Annotated in this window: 21 protein-coding genes; 14 read left to right on the top strand and 7 right to left on the bottom strand. The window is 38.1% G+C overall.

From position 1 onward, the window contains the following. Positions 1–535 precede the first annotated feature (535 nt). The 5 genes from MM213_RS13860 (at position 536) to MM213_RS13840 (ending at position 7,210) form a co-directional block, all read left to right on the top strand. Complete coding sequence (locus MM213_RS13860) at positions 536–1,012, top strand: MarR family winged helix-turn-helix transcriptional regulator (protein ID WP_241413123.1); 477 nt, start codon at positions 536–538, stop codon at positions 1,010–1,012. A gap of 14 nt (positions 1,013–1,026) precedes the next feature. Then, on the top strand, positions 1,027–3,432 hold the full coding sequence (locus MM213_RS13855; RefSeq protein ID WP_241413121.1) for a 3-hydroxyacyl-CoA dehydrogenase/enoyl-CoA hydratase family protein: 2,406 nt from the start codon (positions 1,027–1,029) through the stop codon (positions 3,430–3,432). Between the two features lie 257 nt (positions 3,433–3,689). Beyond that, a complete protein-coding gene (locus MM213_RS13850; protein ID WP_241413119.1) occupies positions 3,690–4,865 on the top strand; it encodes a thiolase family protein in 1,176 nt (391 codons plus the stop codon). 126 nt (positions 4,866–4,991) lie between these two features. Then, a complete protein-coding gene (locus MM213_RS13845) occupies positions 4,992–5,306 on the top strand; it encodes a four helix bundle protein (RefSeq protein ID WP_241413117.1) in 315 nt (104 codons plus the stop codon). 104 nt (positions 5,307–5,410) lie between these two features. Further along, positions 5,411–7,210, top strand: a complete 1,800-nt coding sequence (locus tag MM213_RS13840) for an acyl-CoA dehydrogenase FadE (protein WP_241413116.1) — start codon at positions 5,411–5,413, stop codon at positions 7,208–7,210. Positions 7,211–7,312: 102 nt separating this feature from the next. On the opposite strand, the gene MM213_RS13835 is transcribed toward MM213_RS13840, so the two are convergent. The 4 genes from MM213_RS13835 to ytxJ form a co-directional block, all read right to left on the bottom strand. Beyond that, on the bottom strand, positions 7,313–7,945 hold the full coding sequence (locus MM213_RS13835) for an NAD(P)H-dependent oxidoreductase (RefSeq protein WP_241413114.1): 633 nt from the start codon (positions 7,943–7,945) through the stop codon (positions 7,313–7,315). A 5-nt stretch (positions 7,946–7,950) separates the two neighbouring features. Beyond that, positions 7,951–8,319: a DUF1304 domain-containing protein gene (locus MM213_RS13830; RefSeq protein ID WP_241413113.1), complete on the bottom strand. Its 369-nt coding sequence runs from the start codon at positions 8,317–8,319 to the stop codon at positions 7,951–7,953. Positions 8,320–8,480: 161 nt separating this feature from the next. Continuing rightward, entirely contained in the window at positions 8,481–8,921 is a 441-nt protein-coding gene (locus tag MM213_RS13825) for an SRPBCC family protein (protein WP_241413112.1), read from the bottom strand. 46 nt (positions 8,922–8,967) lie between these two features. Beyond that, the gene (gene ytxJ, locus MM213_RS13820; protein ID WP_241413111.1) at positions 8,968–9,309 is read right to left on the bottom strand and encodes a bacillithiol system redox-active protein YtxJ; all 342 of its coding nucleotides are present in this window, start codon (positions 9,307–9,309) and stop codon (positions 8,968–8,970) included. A 140-nt stretch (positions 9,310–9,449) separates the two neighbouring features. Here ytxJ and MM213_RS13815 point away from each other — a divergent pair, with 140 nt between their 5' ends. Further along, complete coding sequence (locus tag MM213_RS13815; protein WP_241413110.1) at positions 9,450–10,841, top strand: DUF4403 family protein; 1,392 nt, start codon at positions 9,450–9,452, stop codon at positions 10,839–10,841. Between the two features lie 161 nt (positions 10,842–11,002). Here MM213_RS13815 and MM213_RS13810 read toward each other — a convergent pair whose 3' ends face one another. From MM213_RS13810 to MM213_RS13800, 3 genes are read right to left on the bottom strand one after another with little or no spacing between them, the layout of a single operon-like run. Then, positions 11,003–11,449: a hypothetical protein gene (locus tag MM213_RS13810; RefSeq protein WP_241413109.1), complete on the bottom strand. Its 447-nt coding sequence runs from the start codon at positions 11,447–11,449 to the stop codon at positions 11,003–11,005. Next, on the bottom strand, positions 11,449–11,841 hold the full coding sequence (locus tag MM213_RS13805) for a helix-turn-helix domain-containing protein (RefSeq protein WP_241413108.1): 393 nt from the start codon (positions 11,839–11,841) through the stop codon (positions 11,449–11,451). The genes MM213_RS13810 and MM213_RS13805 overlap by 1 nt, the downstream gene beginning before the upstream one ends. A gap of 2 nt (positions 11,842–11,843) precedes the next feature. Beyond that, a complete protein-coding gene (locus MM213_RS13800) occupies positions 11,844–12,191 on the bottom strand; it encodes a hypothetical protein (RefSeq protein ID WP_241413106.1) in 348 nt (115 codons plus the stop codon). Between the two features lie 620 nt (positions 12,192–12,811). On the opposite strand from MM213_RS13800, the gene MM213_RS13795 reads away from it, so the two are divergent. The 8 genes from MM213_RS13795 (at position 12,812) to MM213_RS13760 (ending at position 23,714) form a co-directional block, all read left to right on the top strand. Next, the gene (locus MM213_RS13795; protein WP_241413103.1) at positions 12,812–13,756 is read left to right on the top strand and encodes an HNH endonuclease domain-containing protein; all 945 of its coding nucleotides are present in this window, start codon (positions 12,812–12,814) and stop codon (positions 13,754–13,756) included. Continuing rightward, entirely contained in the window at positions 13,753–14,619 is an 867-nt protein-coding gene (locus MM213_RS13790) for an HIT domain-containing protein (RefSeq protein ID WP_241413101.1), read from the top strand. The genes MM213_RS13795 and MM213_RS13790 overlap by 4 nt, the downstream gene beginning before the upstream one ends. A 63-nt stretch (positions 14,620–14,682) precedes the next feature. After that, positions 14,683–16,158 carry a M20/M25/M40 family metallo-hydrolase gene (locus MM213_RS13785; protein ID WP_241413099.1) on the top strand — a complete coding sequence of 492 codons (1,476 nt, stop codon included), beginning with the start codon at positions 14,683–14,685 and terminating at the stop codon, positions 16,156–16,158. 422 nt (positions 16,159–16,580) lie between these two features. Continuing rightward, positions 16,581–16,796: a hypothetical protein gene (locus MM213_RS13780; protein WP_241413098.1), complete on the top strand. Its 216-nt coding sequence runs from the start codon at positions 16,581–16,583 to the stop codon at positions 16,794–16,796. Positions 16,797–17,178: 382 nt separating this feature from the next. After that, entirely contained in the window at positions 17,179–18,066 is an 888-nt protein-coding gene (locus MM213_RS13775) for an ABC transporter ATP-binding protein (RefSeq protein WP_241413097.1), read from the top strand. A 10-nt stretch (positions 18,067–18,076) separates the two neighbouring features. Then, entirely contained in the window at positions 18,077–21,718 is a 3,642-nt protein-coding gene (locus MM213_RS13770) for a M1 family aminopeptidase (protein WP_241413095.1), read from the top strand. Positions 21,719–21,912: 194 nt separating this feature from the next. Further along, positions 21,913–23,334 (top strand): sensor histidine kinase, encoded by a 1,422-nt coding sequence (locus MM213_RS13765; RefSeq protein ID WP_241413093.1) that lies wholly within the window; start codon positions 21,913–21,915, stop codon positions 23,332–23,334. Further along, positions 23,334–23,714 (top strand): response regulator, encoded by a 381-nt coding sequence (locus MM213_RS13760; RefSeq protein ID WP_241413207.1) that lies wholly within the window; start codon positions 23,334–23,336, stop codon positions 23,712–23,714. The genes MM213_RS13765 and MM213_RS13760 overlap by 1 nt, the downstream gene beginning before the upstream one ends. Positions 23,715–23,718 lie beyond the last annotated feature (4 nt).

Genomic DNA, 23,718 nt, shown 5'->3' with positions numbered 1-23,718 from the left:
CAAAATGACATAAATCAATATGAGTATCAGCAATGTTGCAGGTTGACTCATAAGAGGATTTAAGTGTTGCGGATTCTCGTGACAGGACAACTGTCAACATAGTCAAAAGAATCTCAAATCATTTATCGAACATTCGATTGATTGGCCAAGTGCAAAAAAGCGGATACACATGTATATAAATCAATTAATTCACTGATAACTATTCTAATAATTGCGATTAGCCGCTTGAGCTAATCTTTTAATTTAACTTCTGGTTTTATTAGGGATAATCATATAGGATATCATTTGTAGAAATTTACATCAACTTTCCAACTTTCTAACACTTTGTCCATTTTAGAAACTTTTTTTGCAATTATCAGTTTTCTACCTTCTATTGTACTTTTAAGAGGATTATAAAGATTAAAAACAGATTAAAATTTTGATTTTGTAAATCAAAACACTTTTAAATTTCCTCTGCATGCATAACTTTTTTTGAAAATAGTATGTATGCATAACAAATTTTTCTTAAATTAGGGATGTAAATTTTATTATGCCCATGAAACGTGAAGAAACGGTAGACTACCACATCAAAAGTTCTTGGCACGCTATATCAAGAATGTACAATCAAAAAGCCGCTTTGGAAGATTTTACAGCATCCATCGGTTATGTTTTGATCAATATAAATTCCAAAGAAGGAACTCCAGCGACTAAAATAGCTCCTTTGATGGGGTTGGAAGCGCGTAGTTTGACAAGAATGCTCAAGACAATGGAAGAAAAAGGCCTGATTTATAGAAAACAGGATTCTTTAGATAAGAGATCAGTCCGGATTTATCTCACAGAAGAAGGAAAAAGGAAAAAAGAAATTTCTGTTGAAACCATTAAAGACTTCAATATTTCCGTAAGAGAAGTAGTAAGTGATGATGAATTGGAAATTTTCTTTCAAGTATTCCAAAAAATCAATCAAACAATAGAAAAAATTCAACTAGAAACCGTAAACCCAAATCAGTACAAGAGTAAAGTGTACGAACTCTAAACCAATATAATCTCATGAAAAGAACAATTCAGAAAGTTGCCATTTTAGGTTCAGGTGTGATGGGATCGAGAATTGCTTGCCATTTTGCCAATATCGGCGTGCAGGTATTGCTCCTTGATATCATACCACGTGAACTCAACGACGATGAACAAAAGAGAGGATTGACCCTTGAGGACAAAACTGTAAGAAACAGAATTGTCAATTCGGCATTGCAATCCACATTGAAAAACAAACCGGCATCTCTATATGATGCGAAGAATGTTGATAGAATTACCACAGGAAATTTTGACGATGATTTACCCAAAATCAAAGATTATGATTGGGTGATGGAAGTCGTAGTGGAAAGGTTGGATATCAAGCAATCACTTTTCGAAAAGGTAGAAAAATACAGAAAACCAGGAAGTTTGATCACTTCAAATACTTCTGGAATTCCTATGCATTTGATGTGTGAAGGAAGATCTGAGGATTTTCAGGTCAATTTTGCAGGTACGCACTTTTTCAATCCTCCAAGATACCTAAGGTTGTTGGAAATCATTCCTGGACCGAAAACCAACCCTGAAATCATCGATTTCTTAATGGATTATGGAGATAGACACCTAGGAAAAGAAACTGTACTTTGTAAAGATACTCCAGCTTTTATTGCCAATAGAATTGGGGTTTATGCGATTATTTCAGGCATGCACGCCATTGAAAAAATGGGCTTGGGAGTATCGGAGGTAGATAAGTTGACAGGAACTATCATCGGTCGAGCCAAGTCTGCTACCTTCCGAACAATGGATGTTGTAGGACTAGACACGACCGTAAATGTTGCCAATAATCTTTACAAAGCATTGGAGCATGATGAGTCTAGGGACAAATTCCAGCTGCCCAATATTGTCAAAGTACTCTATGACAATAAATGGTGGGGTGACAAAACTGGTCAGGGATACTTCAAAATGATCCGTCATGATGATGGAAGAAAAGAACTGAAGGAACTTGATCTGAAAACCTTCGAGTATAAAGATGCTGAAAAACCAAAATTCAAGGCATTGGAAGCATCCAAAGAAATTGAAGATTTGAAAAAGAGGATCAAATTCTTGGTCAACTTTGATGATAAAGCAGGTGAGTTTTATAGAGCATCATTTTATGACTTGTTCAAATACTGTTCACATAGAATCCCTGAAATTTCCGATGAAACCTACAGAATCGATCAGGCAGTTTGTGCAGGATTTGGTTGGGAACTTGGGCCTTTTGAGACTTGGGATGTACTTGGAGTTAAAGAGACAGTAGAAAAAATGGAAGCAGCGGGAGAAAAAGCTGCGACCTGGGTTCACGAAATGCTTGAAGCAGGAAATGATTCATTCTACAAAGTGGAAGGCGGACAGAAGAAGTTTTATGATGTCAAGTCCAAAACTTACCTTCCGATTCCTGGACAAGAAGAATTCATCATTCTTGATACACTCAAAGCTGCGAACAAGAAAGTTTGGGGCAATGCCGGAGCGACTATTTATGACCTTGGAGATGATGTGATAGGATTGGAATTCCATACCAAAATGAATTCCATGGGTCAGGAAGTTATCGAAGGCATCAATACAGCCATTACTATGGCAGAAAAGTCCTACAAAGGATTGGTAATAGGCAACGAAGGACCAAATTTCTCTGCAGGTGCCAACTTGGCCATGCTCTTTATGTTTGCCGGAGATCAGGAATATGATGAAATCAACCTGATGATAGCAGGATTCCAGAATACCATGATGCGGGCGAGATATTCATCTGTCCCTGTGGTAGTGGCTCCACACAATATGGCGTTGGGCGGTGGATGTGAATTGTCACTTCATGCCGATGCTGTACAGGCACATGCTGAATTGTATATGGGATTGGTAGAGTTTGGTGTTGGATTGATCCCTGCCGGAGGAGGAACCAAGGAGATGACCTTGAGATTCTCCAATGATATCAAAGACGGTGATGTAGAATTGAACAGGTTGCAGGAGTATTTTATGAATATCGCTACCGCAAAAGTTTCCACCTCTGCTGAAGAAGCGAGAGGGTTGGGCTATTTGCAGGTTAAAGATTCTATCACATTGAACAGAAAAAGACAGCTTGCAGAAGCCAAAGCTAAAGTCTTGGCATTGTATGATGCTGGATATACACAACCGATTCAGCAGACAGATATCAAAGTCTTGGGCAAAACTTCACTAGCCTTATTTGAAGCAGGAATCACAGGGATGCAATATGGTAAATACATCTCTGATCATGATGCCAAAATCGCCAGAAAATTAGCTTGGGTAATGTCAGGAGGAGACCTTTCTGCACCAACATTGGTAAGCGAACAGTTTCTATTGGATCTCGAAAGAGAAGCGTTCTTGAGTTTGACAGGAGAGAAAAAGACCCTAGAGAGAATTCATAGTATCCTATTCAAAGGAAAACCGCTGAGAAATTAGAGATGTCAGAAGGGAGCTATGAGATATGAGACGTAAGACACAAGACATGAGATTGTAGGAAAACAAACCCTAAAAGGGTTAAACTTTGAATAGCCCCGGGTCGCAACCCGGGGGAAAAGTAGATAAAGGAAGCAGCAACCCCGAAGGGGTTGAATTTCTAAAACTCTCAATCAAGTATAATTATCTCGATTCTCTTGAATCTCAGTTCAGTTAATAACAAACCTGAAATAATAAATTAACCTCAATAGATACACAAAATGGAAGCTTATATAGTAAATGGATATAGATCAGCAGTAGGAAAGGCCAAAAAAGGTGGCTTTAGATTTTATCGGCCAGATGATTTGGCGTCAGATGTGATTAAGCATTTGGTAGCCAATACACCGGGATTAGAAAATAAAATGGTGGATGACCTTATCGTAGGAAACGCCATCCCTGAGGGGGAACAAGGCATGCAAATGGGACGGATGATTTCCCTTCTTGCACTAGGTATAGAAAACCCTGGATTTATCATCAACAGATATTGCGGTTCTGGATTGGAAGCGATTGCCCTGGCAGTTGGCAAGATCAAAGCAGGAATGGCTGACTGTATCATCGCTGGAGGAACCGAGTCCATGTCTCTCCTACCAATGATGGGATACAAGACTGCGCTCAACTGGAAAATTGCCTCAGAAACGCCTGATTATTACCTAAGCATGGGTCTTACAGCAGAAGAATTGGCAAAAGAATATGATATTACTAGAGAGCAGGCTGATGAATTTTCAGTAAAGTCTCATGACAAAGCTTTGGCGGCAATTGCAGCTGGAAAGTTCAAAGATGAAATTGTTCCGATAGAAGTCGAAGAGACCTATTTGGATGAAAATGGAAAAAGGAAAACAAGGAAGTTCACAGTAGATACCGATGAAGGTCCAAGAAAAGGTACCTCTTTGGAAGGATTGTCGAATTTAAGACCGGCTTTCAAGCAAGGAGGACAAGTGACTGCAGGAAATTCCTCCCAAACATCCGATGGAGCGGCCTTTGTGGTGGTGATGTCAGAACGAATGGTAAAGGAATTGAACTTGGAGCCAATCGCCCGACTGATGTCCTATTCGGTGGCAGGTGTAGAACCAAGAATAATGGGAATTGGACCAAAAGAAGCCGTTCCAAAAGCACTGAAGCAAGCAGGATTGACTTTGAATGATATAGACCTGATAGAATTGAACGAAGCATTTGCAGCGCAGGGCTTGGCAGTAATGAAGTCTTTGGATATGAATCCAGACATCGTCAATGTCAACGGTGGCGCAGTAGCCCTCGGTCACCCACTAGGCTGCACAGGTGCCAAGCTCTCTGTCCAACTCTTCAGCGAACTCCGCCGTCAAAACAAAAAACACGGCCTAGTCACTGCCTGCGTCGGAGGTGGACAAGGAGTAGCTGGAGTGTTTGAGCTTTTGAAATGAGATGTAAGACGCAAGATATGAGACAAAAGACAGTATCCGTCAAAATTTCACTACTTGTTTCAAATTTCAAAAGTGAAACAAATTCTATTTTATAATTGACTCTTTGTTCAACTTAAATTTTCAATTATGCATAACTACAAAGAATTGAATGTTTGGAAAAGAGGAATTAAACTTACCGTTCAGGTTTATAAAATTTATCAATCTTTTCCATCTGATGAAAGGTTTGGGCTTATATCTCAAATTAGAAGAAGTGCAGTGTCTGTTCCTTCAAATGTTGCTGAGGGAGCAGGTAGAAGAACTAATGGTGAATTCGCAAATTTTCTTGGGATAGCCCATGGATCTATTTGTGAATTGGAGACACAGTTATATGTAGCATTTGAGCTAGGCTATATTGAAAGTGAAAAATTTCAAGTAGTGACAACAGAACTTACTGAAATATAAAAAATGCTCTATTCATTAATCTTAAAATTTGAAAAATAATAATGACTTCGACGTGTGGATGAGCCAGTCTTATGTCTTACGTCTTGAGTCTAATGTCTTTAATTATGAACACAATAACCAAAAAATCAATCAATGGAGGCGAGTTTCTGATCAAAGAAACCGAAGCCCAAGAAATCTTCATCTTTGAAGAATTTAACGAAGAGCAAAAAATGATGGCGCAAGCTTGTCAGGATTTTATCGATACTGAAATCACCCCCAATATTGAGGAAATTGATAGTATGAAAAATCCTGATCTTGTACCATCTATTTTCAGGAAAGCAGGGGAACTGGGCCTTTTGGGTATTTCTGTTCCTGAAAAATACAATGGTATGGGTATGAGTTTCAACACCTCGATGTTGATTGCTGATATCATCGGTGCAGCTGGTTCTTTCTCAACGACCTATGGTGCCCATACTGGTATTGGTACTTTACCAATACTTTACTACGGAACTGAAGATCAGAAATCCAAGTACCTTCCAAAATTGGCAACTGGAGAGTGGGCGGCTTGTTACTGCTTGACTGAGCCCGATGCTGGATCGGATGCAAATAGCGGAAAAACCAAGGCAAAACTATCTGATGATGGAAAACACTACATCATCAATGGTCAGAAAATGTGGATCTCAAATGCCGGTTTTGCAGATGTTTTTATCGTTTTTGCAAAAATCGATGATGACAAAAACCTTACAGCATTTATCGTAGAAAAGGATTTTGGTGGAATCTCTATGAATGAAGAAGAGAAAAAGATGGGAATCAAGGGCTCTTCTACCAGACAGGTTTTCTTCAATGATTGCCAAGTACCTGTAGAAAATATGCTTTCTGACAGAGGCAACGGATTTAAAATAGCCGTGAATATCCTGAATATTGGTAGGGTAAAGCTAGGGGCTGGTGTATTAGGTGGCGTGAGAACAGTCACAAGTCACGCCATCAAGTATTCTACAGAAAGAAAGCAGTTTGGTGTTAGCATCAATACTTTTGGTGCGATCAAATCCAAACTGGCAGAGATGGCAATCAGAACATATGTTTCTGAATCCTTGACCTACAGAGCTGGACAGGATATCGAAGACCGTATCAATCATCTGATCGCTGAGGGAATTGACGAAACACAAGCCAAACTCAAAGGAGTCGAGGAATTTGCGATCGAATGTGCTATTTCTAAAATCCATGGATCAGAAGTCTTGGATTATGTAGTAGATCAGGGAGTTCAGGTATATGGTGGTATGGGCTATTCGGCTGATGCACCGATGGAGCGCGCTTATAGAGATGCGAGAATCGCGCGTATCTATGAGGGAACCAATGAAATCAACCGTATGCTTATGGTAGGAATGCTTCTAAAGCGAGCCATGAAAGGCGAAATCAATCTCTTCGAGCCAGCCATGGCAGTTTCCAAAGAGTTGACTTCTGTGCCTAGTTTTGATACAGTAGATACTTCAGAGCTATTTGCGGCAGAGAAGGAGGTTCTCAAAAAACTCAAAAAAGTATTCTTGATGGTAGGTGGAAAAGCAGCCATGGCACTCCAAGACAAAATAGAAGACGAGCAAGAGATCATGATGAATTTGGCAGATGTGATGATCGAAATCTATGCTGCAGAATCAGCCATTCTTCGTACCGAAAAACTTGTGGGTATCCAAGGTGAGGAATCAAGCAAGCATCAGATTGCGATGGCGCAGGTATATCTTTCAGAAGCTGTGGACAGAATCAATGCCGCAGCCAAAGAAGCCATCGGATCATTTACCAAAGGTGATGAGCAGAAAGTCATGCTGATGGGCCTCAAGCGATTCACCAAAATGGATTTGGTGGATACCAAATCCTTAAGAAGACAGATCGCGGATTATATGATAGAGAAAGGAAAATATCCATTTTCTTAAAGTGATCTAGCGTTTTATAGAAGTTTTGGTAAAAGGTGAAATAGTTTTTAAACCAAGATTTCCAAAAACAAAATAGCCTCTGATTTTTCAGAGGCTATTTTATTACTTTTCAATCAAAAATTCTTCCGTTGGGATTCGGACTTTTTTCATAGTACCCAACCAATCTCCTTCAGGATTAGCATAACCTACGTACATCAGAGATACACTTTTCAACCCTTCTTTTTCCAATTCCAGAACTTGATCTACAACCTTGCTATCAAAACCTTCTGCTGGTGTAGAATCTATCCTCAATTCAGCTGCTTGAGCCAAAGAAAGTCCTAATGCAATATAAGCCTGACGGGCAATATGTGCGAAATTCTCCTCTGCTGACTGCTTTAGGTAAATTGCCTTGAGCATGTCTGTATATGAACTAAAACGGCCACGAGGAAGTCCTCTTTCGTCAGTCGTAAAATCATAGACTTTGTCAATTCTCTCAGCCGTATATCTGTCCCATGCTGCAAACACAATTACGTGCGAACAATCTCGCATACAATCTGGATTCAAAGATCCTTTGACAAGCTTTTCTTTGGTTTCTTGGTCTTCGACTACGATCAACCTAAACGGCTGCAATCCCGATGAAGTCGGGGCCAATCTAGCTGCCTCTACGATTTTGTCGATGTTTTCTTTACTTACTTTTTTGGATGGGTCATACGCTTTCACAGCGTGTCTCCAATTCAAATCTTCAATGAGTGACATGTTTTTTATTTTGAAATGATTACAAACAGAATGGCCAACAAAGCTGGTACTGCTTGTATGATAAATATTTTTTTGCTTGCCGTCAAACCACCAAATATCCCCGCAACTGCTACACACCCCAAGAAGAATAAACGAATGTTTACACTCCATTCAGGATCACTGATAATAAATGACCAAGCCAAACCTGCTACCAGGAAACCATTGTACAACCCTTGATTTGCTGCCAAAGCTTTTGTTGGTTTAAACAAATCTTGGCGCATAGATCCTTTGAATGTTTTTTTACCGGCTGTTTCCCAAGCAAACATTTCCATCCAAAGGATATAGACATGCTCAATGGCTACAAATACTGTCAGAATTATTGCAATTATCTCCATAACATTGAATTTAAGTAACTCTTGAAGTTAACTACAATCGAGATGAAGATCAATATCTTTACATTATTTGATAACAGAGTCAGAAGTGAACAAATGGGTGATTTGTACACTACAAAGATAGCGGTAAATTTAATTGCGTACAATTAAAAACCAAAACCCCTTTACTTTAGTTCAAAAAAGTTAAAAAGACTTTCCTTTATAAGGTATTCCCAACCTTCCATACAACTCTCTCTGCTAAATTCTGGAATGTGATCAGGAAAATCTTCCAAAATCTCAACTGTAAGTCTGAGACGTGTAAATTTGCCTTCTTCAAACAATTCAAAAGAAACAGTCGAGTCTCCTTCGTACCCACCATATTTCCAATTGTATTTGATAGATTTGCCAGGCTCTACTTGGATGATTTTCCACAAGTGAAGAAAGTATTGCTTGTTGTGATGAACAAAAAATCTCGTTTCAAATCCTTCCTTGGCTTCAAATCCTTTAATTGAATCAAAAAACCACAGTTTCATATATTCAACTTCAGTAATAACAGTCCAAACAGTCGATATGGATGCTTCAAATGTCTGCTCTACAACAATTGGGGGATCAGATTTTTTCATCATCAATTCCGTTCATTTTTATACTTCAAGAATCACATAAGCTTAATGATTATCCGACTTTTCCCATGATGTCTGCATAGCTAATTCCCATGTGGCTATTGTCGTACACTGCCTTTCCGTCTTTGATCAAAATGACTTGTGGGCTTTCATGGTAAACTCCAAAATCCTCAGCAATCTGATTGGATATTGCTCTGTAGGAAAGTAGATCAAGGTAGTAAGGTGTTACTTTTTCAAGATCCTCTTCCTTCCAATTTCTCTGCAGCCTGTTCCAAGCCATACCACTTATGGAACAAGAGGTAGAATGCTTAAAAATCAACACAGGCTTTTGCTTACTCTGTTCTTTGATAGCCTCTAATTGTGCTGCGTTCTCGATCGTTAACCAATTTTTCATCTTAATTTTTCTTAATCTATTATCTCGTTTAATTAATTAACCGTAAAAATAGTTCCTTTGTAAATGAAGTTTCGATAGCTGGCAGGTTTTTTGAACCGAGTATATAACTTTAGCATTAATCATCCCTGAATGTCAATTCAATGAAAATAACATCCCGTGTACTGATTTTCCTTTTAATTGTTTCTGCTTGCAAAAGCATCAATCCCAACAAACCCACCTATTCTGGCGAACCTGTAGCCCTTCCGCGAGCGACATCTGAGATCAATATTCCTATCGAAATTCCATTTTCTATGATAGAAGACAATCTCAACAAAGCATTGGGGCAAAAGTTGTTTGCTGAAAAGGGATTGGATTTGGGTTCAGGCTTTTTTACTGATATAGATGTCAATAGGACAGGTTTGATCAAGTTATCCACATTGGATTCCAAAAAAATGGCTATCAAAATACCAATGAAAATGGCCGGTGACTTGAAATTTGAAAAAAGGATTTTTGGTCAGAATGTAAATACTGCCATTCCATTTGATGAAGCACTCACTCCAGAAATCAGCTTTAGACCGAAAGTAGGGCAAAACTGGGATTTTTCCCTTGAAGATATCAACATCGAAAATTACGGCAGATCGATGAAGTACAACTTGTTGGGTTTTGAGATTGATCTGGATCCGATGATCCGCAAGCAGCTCCAAGGGGTGCTGAACAATCAGCTGAGTGCATCGAACCTGACCCGTCTGGATTTCAAAGAGATCGCGCAAGAGGCTTGGGATAATTTCTCCAAACCAATTGAAATCGACCAAGATGGGGTGACGGCTTTTGTCTATACCAAGCCAACAAAATTGAAAATCCGTGAAGAGGTGACAGCAGACCAAAAGCTGAAATTCTTTTTGGGTATCGAGGGTGAAGTGTACTCCCAAGTCGGAAAAACACCACAGACAATCAAAACGCCTCTGCCTAACATTTCATACAATGAAAGCAGCGAAAACAAATTAGACATCATGATTCCTCTAGCCATCAGCTACGAAGAATTGGATCAATATCTCAATGAAAATCTTGCAGGAAAAAGATTCAGAACAGACAAGCGTACAGAACTGGAAGTATCGAATCTAGAATCCCAGAGTTTTGGTGATCGAACTTTGCTCAAGATGGATTTTTTGGCCATCAGAAAAGGAAGAAAGCAGATCACTGGTCAAATGTATCTGGTAGGCAAGCCAAAATACGATGCTGCGACAGAATCCATCAGGTTTGACGAGATCGAATTTGACATCAATACCAAAAACATTCTCGCCCGAAGTGCCACATGGATGAAGCAGGGTCAGGTAATCACACAGATCAAGAAACTGGCGAGCTATCCAATCGGTGAATATTTGGCTGAAGCAAGGCGTGAGTTGAGGCTTCAGGGACAGCTAAGAACAGAATTTGCCGACTTCTCCCTAGTCAATCCACAACTAGATGTCGAAGGGATCTACAACACCGAAGAAGATATCCGCATCTATCTCCGCTCCACTGGAAAAATGAATGTGAGGGTTAGGGGGATGTAGGGGGAGTTGTTTCATTAAATATACCACAGATCGATCAATCGAGAAGGTAGCGTTTTCAAATATCCAGAAAGAAAATACTGGATATGGGGTGTGGTGAATAGTTAGTGATAAGACTGGTCTGGGTTTCTACTGGAAATAAATTAAAGGCGAAAATTAACCATTTACTTCAGAAGATCATTGGGGTTAATTACAGGAAGGATAAAATCTTTCAGTGGAGTACCTTGAAATCTACTCATCAAAACCCCTCTACTTGTAGAATAAGATATGGAGGCTAATGCGTTTCCTAAACTGCCATTGATCTCTAACGATTTTTTATTCTCACCAAATTCTACTAACTGATCAAGATTTTCTACCAAGAACACAAAGACAAAATGAAACCTACCAGAGACCTCCTCTTGTTGCTCTTTGCTCTTGGTAAACACATCAGCTTTAAAATCAGCCTTGACCAACTTATCTTCAAGGTTAAATCCCATATCAAAATTCACATCAAATTGATGACCTTCCAACAGGTCAGCATTAAAACTGAAAGGATTATTTAGACTACCGCTAATTATTTTAAAATCAACAATATTGATCTTTTCTGGTTGTAATTTTCCAAACTTTGTCATTAGGCTACCTGAGGTTTTTCTGGATTGGAAAGCGGTGTGGCAGGGAGAAATTTTTTGTTTTCTACCTTGAGATTATTTTTGTAAACTGTCAAAGAAACATTTCCACCTTTATTACCCATGTAAGTTTTTGTTTTAGGAACATAGATGATAGGCTCACCTAACTCGGCTTGCAATTTTGCCAGAGAACGCAGTGTAAAATTGTGCTCGCCCCCGAGCCATTTAGATACTTCTGAAGGCTTTTTATCCATTCTTTCAGCGAGAACTTTTTGGGTGATTCCCTTTTCCTTAATCAAATCATGAACACGCTTCACTATATCCGCATACATTCGAGTAAAAATCCGGATGTCTTGAGGTGTTTTATCCAATATTTCTTGAATTAGGTTATTTCTCATTTTTATAAATTTATTTCGTCAGATTCTCCATATTCAGAGATTATTCTTGAATTTTTCTCGTCGATCAGTATTTCTCTTCTGATAATAGCTTTTAAGATCCTTTGGGCAAATAAATTTGCATCATGAAATACCATGCTGGTATTTCCGTCTTGAGCATTTCTGCTGGTTTTCTCTCCTCCATTAAATAAAACAACAATTGATTCACATATTCTCAAACAATAAAGTCTCAGCGAAAAATTCCTGTAATCAATTTCAATTTCCCCAACTTGGTAAATTCCTGTCGGTGGAATAGCATGGGCGTCATTTTCAAATCGAAAATAACTTTCAATTGCTCCATCTTCTCCAATCACATCCGTGATGAAAGAAGCTAAAGCTTGGAGGCTTTCTGTAAACTAAATTTTATCTTTATATTTTAAGATAAACTTATCTGTTTCTGAATATTCCTCTTCTAGCAACTTCACTGAGTAGAAGGTGCAGGCTGGCTCAATATTCCATATTTCAAGTACAAAGCTATTCACTTTTAAGTTAATTTGAGGGTTTTATTAGATTAAGTTCAATACATATAAGACAATAAAATTTCTAATACCCAGTCTTTTTGTTTGTTTTCCAAAAACTAACTAAATATAAATAAAATTCTAAAAAGAATTTGCCGACTTCTCCCTAGTCAATCCCCAACTAGACGTAGAAGGCATCTACTACACCGAAGAAGATATCCGCATCTATCTCCGCTCCACCGGAAAAATGAATGTGAGGGTTAGGGGGATGTAGGAGAGGAGAAATAATTATTCAAAATAGAATTCAATAATTCTACTTTCAGAATTTTTAAGTATTTTAGATTAAAATTCTTTATACTCTAATTTTTATTATGTCATTTCCACATTCTGATACAGTTCCAATAGACAAGCTAGCATCCTGTTTTAACTATAAATCGACTACTTACAAATTCTATTGGTTTCTCTCTATTATTGAATTGTTTGAATCAGGAAAAAATGAAATTTATAAGAAAGAAATTTTTGCAACGATGATTGCTAACTCTTGGTACACGATAAACTATTTTAATCTAAGCTTTGGAGTACAAGATCAGTTTCAGAAAGCCATAATTGAAATTCAGAAAATTGAAAACATAACTATTCAAGAGAAAAAGCATGTAATTCAAAAAATTCTAATTGAGTCTGAAAATAATTCTACAATTAAAATTTTGAATCATTTTAATAAAAACGTACCGCATTACTTTTTAAGTCCTTGGATAAGTGGAAAGAATAGTGAAATATATAATTACTCTCAAAATGTTCAGAATAGGTGCTTATATGCACTTTTCAATGACAGAATAATCATCAACCCATACTGGGAACAGTACCTTTTGAGAAACGCCAAGATTATAAAGGATTTCTGTTACTGGAATTTAGCACTCTATTTACAAGCCAGAAATCCTAGTGTACCAGATATCCCCAATAAATTAATTAAAAGTGCAGAAAGAAGTCCGTTGACTGATCAAAGAAAGAATTTTTGGAACTTAGTTTTCCAAGAAAAAGTAGAAATAAAATGTATTTACACAGGAGAAATGCTAACTATCGATAACTATGATGTTGAACATTTCATTCCACATAGTTTTGTTTCTCATGACTTGATTTGGAACTTAATTCCTTCAGACAAAAGGTTTAATAGTTCAAAGAATAACAAGCTTCCAATTGTAAATAAACATTTTAACGCCTTTTTTGATTTACAAAAAGAAGCTGTAAAAATCGTTTTTGAAAAGAATCCAAAAAACAAATTCCTTTTGGAGTATTTGACAATATTTCCTGAGCTTTCAACAGTCGAAAATTTATCTGTAATTTTTGATAAAAACAGATTCGAAGAAAGAATAATACCATTAATTACAATCGCTTCTAACAATGGTTTTCAATTTTTACCATGAGCCAATCAAACATCTACTCCCACCTCACAGCCAAGGAAAGAGACAGAATTTCTTTTCCTGCTAGAATGCTATTTGAAAAAGGAATGCTAAAAGGCGAAATTCTTGATTTTGGATGTGGCTTTGGTAAGGATGTTGAAATTCTTAAAAAAGGAAATTTAGATGTCTCTGGCTATGATAAACATTACTTTCCAAATTATCCTGAAAAGAAATTCGACACAATTATATGCTTTTATGTTCTGAATGTTTTGTTACCAGAAGAACAATCCAAAGTACTAATGGAGGTTTCGTCCCTTTTAAAGCCGAATGGCAAGGCCTATTTTGCTGTTCGAAGAGATCTCGTTTATGTGGGCTATCGAACTCACAAAATCCATCAAAAACCTACTTTTCAATGTAACGTAATTTTACCCTATAAATCATTTTTTAAAAATGAAAACTGCGAGATATATGAATATACACCTATAAACAATCAAAAACCATTTGTCATAAATGAATGTCCATTTTGCAGTTTAGGAAATGAGATTGAATTAATAACTGAATCAGCAACTGCTTTTGCAGTATTTGACAAGTTTCCAATTAGTAAAGGGCATGCCTTGATCATTATTAAAAGACACTGTTCGAATTATTTTGATTTAACATTCAAAGAAGAATCTGCTTGTATTTTTATGTTGAATTTTGTCAAAGAAGTAATTCAAAAAAAATATGAACCAAATGGATACAATGTGGGTATAAATGTTGAAAAATCAGCTGGACAAACAGTTGACCATGTTCATATTCACTTGATTCCTCGCTATGATGGAGACGTAGAAGATCCAACAGGAGGCATCCGCAACATCTTCCCACTCCTAGGAAATTACCTAGTATAGCTATCTAGCTATAAACATTATCCCTAGCTTTGCTTCAATTTTATTTCTAAACCTTTTCAATTTATGATCAATAGATTAATTCTTCTCTCTGCATTGATGTGCATCGTTGCCTTTTCATCCCTCGCCCAACAAACTCCTTTGCAAAGACTGGAAAAGCATGTTTATGTCTTATCCGCGGATTCTTTGGAAGGTAGGGGATTGGGAACTGAAGGAAGGCTGAAAGCGATCAGTTATATCGAAAATGAAATGCGCCAAATGGGATTGATGCCTGTTTTTGAAGATGATTTTATTCAGGAATTTCTCTATAGGTCTGAGTTGATCAATGTAGATGGGAAAAATATAGTTGGGATGATTCCCGGAACTGACCCTGTATTAAAGGATGAATACATTGTAGTGGGTGCACATTATGACCACCTTGGCTATACTGTGGATAGTGAAGGTAACAAAATCGTCTTCAGTGGAGCAGATGATAATGCTTCAGGCGTGGCTGGAGTCTTGGAAATAGCAAGGGAAATTTTGAGTGGTGAAGAAAAACCAAAGCGATCATTGATTTTTGTGGCTTTTGATGCCGAAGAAAGTGGGCTAATCGGCTCAAGTAAGTTTGTGGAGCTAGACAAACCTTTTCCCAATGATGCCATCAAAGCCATGTTTAGTCTTGATATGATAGGAATGCTGAGTACTGTCAAGCATTTGGATTTGAAAGGGCTGGAAACACTTGCCGAATCTCAAACTTATCTGGTAGCAGCACAGATTAGAAATAACCTATCTGTCAAAAACACCTCTCCAAATATCGAGCGCAGAACAGACACTTGGCCTTTTGGCAAATTGGGGATTCCTGCCATTCACGTACATACAGGACTCAAATCTCCATACCACAAGCCGGGAGATAATCCAGAACTTCTCGACTATGATGGAATGGCTCAGATTAGCCTTTTCCTATCAGGTTTGCTTTTGGAAATGGGCAATGCTGAAGTACTCGCTCCTGTTTCTAAATTTGATTCCAAAAAGGTTCTCTATGGGGAAGCACTAAAATTTGGAGTTCATCTGGGAATGGGAAGTTCTCACCACAGGCATGAAGAAGATTTTTATAGGGCATTTGGACTTTTTAGTATTGAGGCAGGGCTTTATGGAAAACTTCGCATCAGTAGGAAGTTTGAGTTGGCCGTCAGCACCCTTTATGATATCCACGGAAGCGTGGTCGAAGATGGAAAGTTGAGAAGACACTCGTTGACTATTCCTGCATTGGTTCGTTTTAACATTGCACAAGATGAAGATGGATCTTTCAGGTTCTTCACTGGAGTAGGTCCATACTACAGACATCATCTGAGACAGCGCATGGGAGAAGATGCTAGGGCAGTTTTGGCATCACTTGATCTTGCTCAAAATGAATTGGGGGTAAGTTTACAATTTGGCTTTCAAGTAAATAAAATATCCCTGCTTGCCGAATGGAGAGATGCCGTCACCGATGTCTATGACCTCCCAGCCGATTCTGGAATCAAAAGCAGAAATTTCCGAGTAGGACTTACTTATGATTTTTAGGAATAGGGGGTTAGTTACAAGGTTATAAAGTTACAAAGTTGGAAAGTTGGGGCAGATCTTTGAGTGAGCCGCGGCGCACTCGAAGGTCTTCATCATTTTGTAAGATGAAATTTTCTACAAATGCTATCCAATTCGCCTTTACTAAATACCAAACAGTTATCATTGATTGGTGATTAGGGGATTGAAGATTAGAAGATTGAAAAATTAGAAAATTGGGGGATGGCAGACTATTTTCTAAACTTTTAACCCTTAAACTTTTAAACAAATATTGTTGATTAGATAGATAGATTATTACGACACAAATCTACAATCTACAATCTGCAATCTACAATCTGCAATCTGCAATTTACAATTAAACCCCTGCCCACGATTATTTGGTATAACTTTTGACAACTACATAGAAATTAAAAAAATCTACTATTATGAAAAAATTATTTGGCTTACTCGCATTTTTTGCGCTTACGATGACTTTCAGTTGCAATGACAAAGCTGCAAAAGAGACAGAAAAAGAAGTACAAAAAGAAACTATTGAAGTGAAAGCAGAAAAAGATGCCGACACAAAAATAAAAATTGGCTCAGACGGAGCTTCTGTTAAAACCAAAAAGGTGGAAGTTGAAGTCAATAGAGATAAAAATTAATCTGATTATCCACAATGATATCATTAGGTAAATGTTTCAATTATAGTCATTCGAATAATCGTTATTAGTCGATAAGTTATAAGTGCTTTAGTTGATTAAAAACAAATCATTTTTTATCAATTGATATTAAAGCGGATATCCTTAAAAATGAAAAAAGACCGGATCAAAAATCCAGTCTTTTTTTGCACATTTTTTTATTTACCGTAATTTGTCTAGATTTTTCTAGTCTTTTTTTGTGGTGAACAAACCATTAAATAGTATCAAAAACGTACACTTTTAGCTAATATTCAGGGTTTTAGAGAAATTTAACTTACCCAAATGGGTAATCTTATTAAAAACATTTTTAAATTGAAATTTACTCCACCACTAAATCTCAATCAAAATGAATCTAAGCATTAGCAATTTATCAAAAACCTATTCCAATGGCGTCAAAGCCCTCAACAACATCAGTCTGACTATCCCTCAGGGTATGTTTGGGCTTCTAGGGCCAAATGGTGCCGGAAAATCCACCTTGATGAGGACTATCTCCACTTTGCAAGATGCGGATTCGGGAAGTATCCATTTGGATGAGTTGGATGTCCTTGAAAACAAACAAGCAGTCAGAGAAAAGCTTGGCTATCTTCCCCAAGATTTTGGATTGTATCCTCGGATTTCCGCAGAAGTCATGCTTGACCACATTGCGCAGATGAAAGGAGTTCGCAACAAAAGTGACAGAAATTATCTAGTAGAAAGCTTGCTCCAAAAAGTAAACCTCTACCAACATCGTAAAAAAGCCCTTGGGACATTTTCTGGAGGTATGAGGCAGAGATTTGGGATTGCACAGGCCTTGGCGGGAAATCCTTCCCTGATCATTGTCGATGAACCTACAGCAGGTTTGGATCCATCTGAAAGAAACCGCTTCTATAATCTCCTCAGTGAATTGGGAGAAAATACCATCGTCATTTTGTCAACACATATTGTTGAAGACGTCAGCACACTTTGTTCGAGAATGGCTATTATTTGCGAGGGGGAATTGCTGATGGAAGGCAAACCTCGCGACGGCATAGAAGCTGTAGCGGGCAAGATTTATCAGAAGACTATCAATAAAGAAGAGCTGGATCATTACAAAAATGAATATCAAGTGATCTCTACCAAGCTTATTGAAGGCAAACTCAATATGCATGTAGAAAGTGAGTTGCCACTGGAAGCGGGTTTTGAACTTACCACTCCTGATTTGGAGGATGTGTATTTCAGCCATATTGCAAAAAAAGTAGATCCAATCACCATATAATCCATCTACTATGTTTTCTGAAATCTTTATCTTTGAGTTGCGCTACAGGTTCTCAAGGCCAGCGACATACATCTATTTTGCATTATTGACAGTAGTCTCATTACTTCTTATCGCCTCAGGAAGTACACCCGCATCTGACAAAGTTTTCCACAACTCCCCCTATGTCATCGCAAATTTGCAAGTGCTGATTTCACTTTTTGGGATTTTGATAGCTTCGGCGGTCATGGGTGTTCCGATTTACAGAGACCTCGAACACAAGACAGCGACTTTCCTTTTCAGCTACCCCATTTCGGACAAGGCATACTTTATGGGCAGGTTTTGGGGATCATTTTTGACGCTTCTGTTTATATCATTGGGTTCATTGTTGGGAATATATTTAGGTAGCATCATTGGCCCTGGTACAGGTTGGACAGATGCCACACGCTATGGCCCAAATAGCCTGATTAACTATTTTCACCCTTGGTTTACACTTGTACTGCCCAATCTTTGGTTAGCAGGCACTTTGTTTTTTGCCTTGATCATATTCACACGAAGTATCAAGTCTATTTATTCTGGAGGAATCCTGCTATTCATTGTTTATCTCTTGGCAAATTTTCTCACACAGGATATAGAAAACAAAACCTTGGTGGAGCTTCTAGATCCATTTGGGCTAAACACATTTGATCTCCAAACAAGGTATCTCACGCCATTTGAGCAAAACTCATTTCTTCTGGCATTCCAAGGAAATCTGTTGCTCAACAGGTTGATTTGGGCTGGTGTAGGGTTGTTATTTTTTCTGGGTGCGTTTTTCCGCTTTGATTTCCAATATTTCTTCAACCAAAAACAATCAAAATCTAAAAAAGCAGAGCCAAAAACCACCTTCAAAGATCAGGTGGGCAGATTGATTCCTACAGATTTTTCTTCAGGTTACCAATGGAGCAGCATGCTCACACTTACCAAATTGGAAATCAGTAATATCACAAAAGATATTTATTTCAGATCAATACTTTTGGGTGGAGTGGTATTCTTGATCTTGGATTTTTGGATAGGTCAGACACTCTACAGTGTACCAAATATGCCTTCGACTTCTGTCCTGATGGAGTACAAGGGTTATGATTACAATTTATTTGTTTTTATAATCATCGTTTTCTTCACCGGAGAAACCATCCACAGAAATAATTCGACTGGATATTCAGTCATCAATGATACATTTCCAGTTCGGGATTCGGTTGTGATAGCTTCGAAATTCTTTGGTATATCCTTTATTTGCTTACTGCTTACTACCCTTCCTATACTGCTAGGTTTGATCATCCAAACCCTCAAAGGATATTACAATTACCAACTGCCTGTATATCTTATCGATAGTTATTTGATTACGCTACCAGATTATTTGCAAATGGTGATGTTGGTATTTGCTGTGCATTTGGTGGTAAATAATAAGTTCGCAGGACATGCTGCCAGTATTGGGATTTGGGTGGTAATGGTTGTTTTGAGATCATTTGCTGATTTCAATTTCAACATGTTCTTCTTTTCCTACAAGCCTGCATACATGTGGTCAGACATGAATGGTTTGGGACATTTCGCAGCACCTTTGTTTTGGTTTAACCTGTATTGGACAGCATTTGGCCTATTCTTGGTTTTGTTTTTCAGCATTTTCTTCAGTAGGGGAACGGAAAATTCACTTCGATCAAGGCTTGCTGTAGCAAGGAAAAGATTGACTGCAAAGTCCACAATGATTTCATATTTTTTCTTGCTGATAGCCTTGGCATCCGGTTGGTATATCTTTGACAATGTTGTCTATAAAAACAACTATATCACACCCAAAGAAGCTGAAAAAAGGCAGGCTGAATATGAAAAACAACTCAAGCAATATGAGTATCTACCCCAGCCAAAATTTGTCTCCATCAACTTGAAAGCGGACATATTCCCCTATGAAAGGGATGCCTATTTTGATGCAAAAGTCACATTGGTCAACAAAACTGATGTAGCAATCGATTCACTTCATTTACAAAGTGCCGAGTTGACCAGTTTTTTTGTCCTTCATCAAGGTGATACGCTTCCATATCGCCTTCCATTGGTGCTGGATCCTCCAAAATTCCAGGTTTTCAAGAAAACAAAACCTCGTGAAAGCTACAAAATCATCGCACTACCAAAGACGATGAATCCAGGAGATAGCTTGGAGGTAAATATGGTCACCACGATGATCAATGATGGTTTTCCAAATAGTGGATTTGGCCGTGAGATTGTTTATAACGGGACATTTATTGGGGGTGGATTGCCATCTATAGGATACTCTTCACAGGGTGAGTTGACGAATGATGAAAAGAGGAAGAAATATAATTTACCTCCCAAAGAAGATGAACTTCCTCCACATGATGATGACTATGGAAGAAGGACTTTGCTTTTTGCCAGTGATGCAGATTTTATCCAATTTGAAGCAACTATAAGTACGGTACCAGAGCAGATCGCTGTATCTCCGGGATATCTTCAGCGTGAGTGGGTTGAAGGTGATCGCAGATACTTCCACTACATTCAGGACACGCCTATTCAGTCATTTTTCAACATTGTATCAGCAGAATATGAAGTTCTAAATGATCAGGTTACATTGGATTCTGGTCAAGATGTCAATATTGAGATTTACTACCACAAAGGACATGATTACAATATTGATAGAGGCGTGGCGGCTTATAAGGATGGGTTGAAGTACTTTTCAGAAATGTATAGCCCTTTTCAATTCAGACAAATGCGGATTTTGGAATTCCCAAGGTATGCAGGGTTTGCACAATCATTTCCAAACACAGTGCCTTTCTCTGAAAGTTTTGGCTGGATTGCGGACTTTTCGAATCCAAATGATTTCGATTATGTCTATTTTGTGACAGCGCATGAATTGGCGCATCAGTGGTGGGGGCATCAAGTAGTGCCAAATTACACAAGAGGATCGAATTTAATCTCTGAGTCCTTGGCTGAGTACTCTGCCTTGATTTTGACCGAGAGGGCTTACGGAAAAGACAATATGAAGCGGTTTTTGAAAGATGAACTGGATAGATATCTCTCAGGAAGATCCAATGAAGGTAAAAAGGAAAATGTATTTATCAATTGTAACAGGGCATATCAGTGGTATTACAAAGGCAGCTTGATTCTATATGCATTGCGTGACTATATCGGTGATGAAGCTATGGATACAGCGTTGAAAAACTTCACGAATGAATTTGCTCTGAGGCAAGTTCCTCCATACCCTGGAAGTCCAGATCTCCTGAGACATCTTGAAGCATATACACCAGATTCATTGAAGTATTATTTGGATGATACTTGGAAGAAAATCACGCTGTATGAAAACAAAGTCGAGGAGGTAAGTTCAGAAAAAACAGATAATGGGGACTATTTGGTCACTTTGAAAGTAAAATCCCAAAAAGTCTATGCAGACAGTTTGGGAAGAGAGACCCCTGCTATGTATGATGGAGATTACATTGATATTGGGATTTTTGCCAAAGATGGTAAAGATGAAAATGGAAGGACAAAAACCAATGCACTTTATCTCCAAAAACATAAAATCAAACCTGGGGAATCGACCTTTACAATCACTGTAAAAGATGTCCCGGTAAGAGCAGGTATAGACCCTTTGAATAAATTGATTGATAGGATCCCTGAAGACAATGTTGTTTCGATAAATTAAAAGGCTAAGACACTTGTGGGCTCCTTCAGAAGCCATGATTTTGCCCACAAGTGTCTTAAATCTTCCATTTCATTTTAGCAGTATTTTCAACTTCTTGGCTAAATGCAAATAAACAAACTAGTTTTGAAAGACAGATTAAATACAGTTTTCATATATTGCCTTACCATACCATGACCCCAGCTTAAAAAGTTACTATGTATTTCATAAATTTCTTTTCTCTTTTAATTTTATACTATCTAAGTTCAAATATCAGGAAGTTTAACCCTACTTCTCCACTCAAAAAGTGGATCAATTGGGGATTTTTAGCTGCTACTGCAATTTGGATTACTGGTGGTACTTTAGAATTTTCAGATGCAGTTTTTGCGCAGATACTATTCAAAATATTGACAATAGCCCTAATAAGCGGCTTGGCATATCTTGTATATACTGTTCCAGAATTTGAAAGGACAAAAACTCTTTTCAATGCAATTGCACCATTCATAATACTGGGAATTATTGAACATTTTGTTAAAGTGCTTGCGCCAAAATTTCATAAAAGTTGGGAGGCAGTATTCGAAACGGCCTTAGCATTCGCATTTCTCTGGGCAATTATCATGTACTTTGTCACGCGAAAACAAAGGAAAAACCTTGAAATAGAACGGCTAAAGGCTATCGAGCGGGAAAGAGAACTGGAAATCATTGAGAAAGTAAAAGCTTCTTTGGAAGTAGAAGTAGCCGATAGGACGAATGAATTGATCAGGCAAAAAGAGGAATTGGAGAAGACACTCCAAGAGCTCAAAGCAGCCCAAGCGCAATTGATCCATGCGGAGAAAATGGCTTCCTTGGGAGAATTGACAGCAGGAATTGCCCATGAGATTCAAAACCCACTGAATTTTGTCAATAACTTCTCAGAAGTAAGCCACGAATTGATCGATGAAATTCAGGAAGCTCGAACCAAAAGATTGGAAAATGCCACCAAAACAGAAGAGGATGAATTGGAGGAAGAAATCTTGGCTGACATCAAAACCAACCTTGAGAAAATTACCCACCACGGAAAAAGGGCTGATTCTATTGTCAAAGGGATGCTTGGACACAGCAGAAGCAACTCAGGAGAGAAAAACCCTACCGACCTCAATGCACTTGCTGATGAATATTTGCGCCTTTCTTTCCACGGAATCCGAGCAAAGGACAAAACCTTCAACGCTGACTTCAAAACTGACTTTGATTCCAGCCTTCCACTTGTTACTATTGCTTCGCAGGATGTGGGCAGGGTGTTCTTAAATATTGTCAACAATGCTTTCTACGCCTGTGCGGATTATTCGAAAAAACTTAAAAGCCAAGTAAATTTGGAAGATGAGTCTTTGAAAAACTACATTCCTTGTGTGAAAGTGACGACCAGAAACATTTCAGGCAATGGAGTGATCAGCATTAGTGACAACGGGCCAGGAATCCCTGAAAACATCAGGGACAAAATTTTCCAACCATTCTTTACGACCAAGCCAACAGGTATGGGTACAGGTTTGGGATTGAGTCTGAGCTATGACATCATCAAGGCCCACGGAGGAAAAATTGATTTGATTTCGGAAGAAGGAAAGGGCACAGAATTTATAATTACATTACCACTGTACAGAAAATGATAAAAATACTGATAGTCGATGACGAAAAAGATGTTGAACTTCTTTTTAGACAAAAATTCAGAAAAGAAGTAAGGGCTGGAGAAATTGAACTCGTATTTGCTTTTTCTGGTGATGAGGCGCTCAATGCACTTGAGAGTGACAATCCACCGAAAGTAGTATATGTTTTTTCGGACATCAATATGCCTGGCATGACAGGTTTGGAGTTGCTGGAGAAAGTTAAATCCAAATTTCCTGAAATCAACGTCAGCATGATCTCAGCTTATGGAGATACAGAAAACTATGACAAGGCCATCAAATCAGGTGCTAAGGAGTTTTTTACCAAGCCAATAGATTTCGAAGAAATCAAATCCGAAATCAGAAAATTTATAAACTCACAATAAAGAG

It is taken from the genome of Belliella alkalica (assembly GCF_022549785.1).
Taxonomy (GTDB): domain Bacteria; phylum Bacteroidota; class Bacteroidia; order Cytophagales; family Cyclobacteriaceae; genus Belliella; species Belliella alkalica.
Note: the sequence above shows the minus strand (reverse complement) of the source record. Positions and strands in the feature narration are given on the sequence as shown.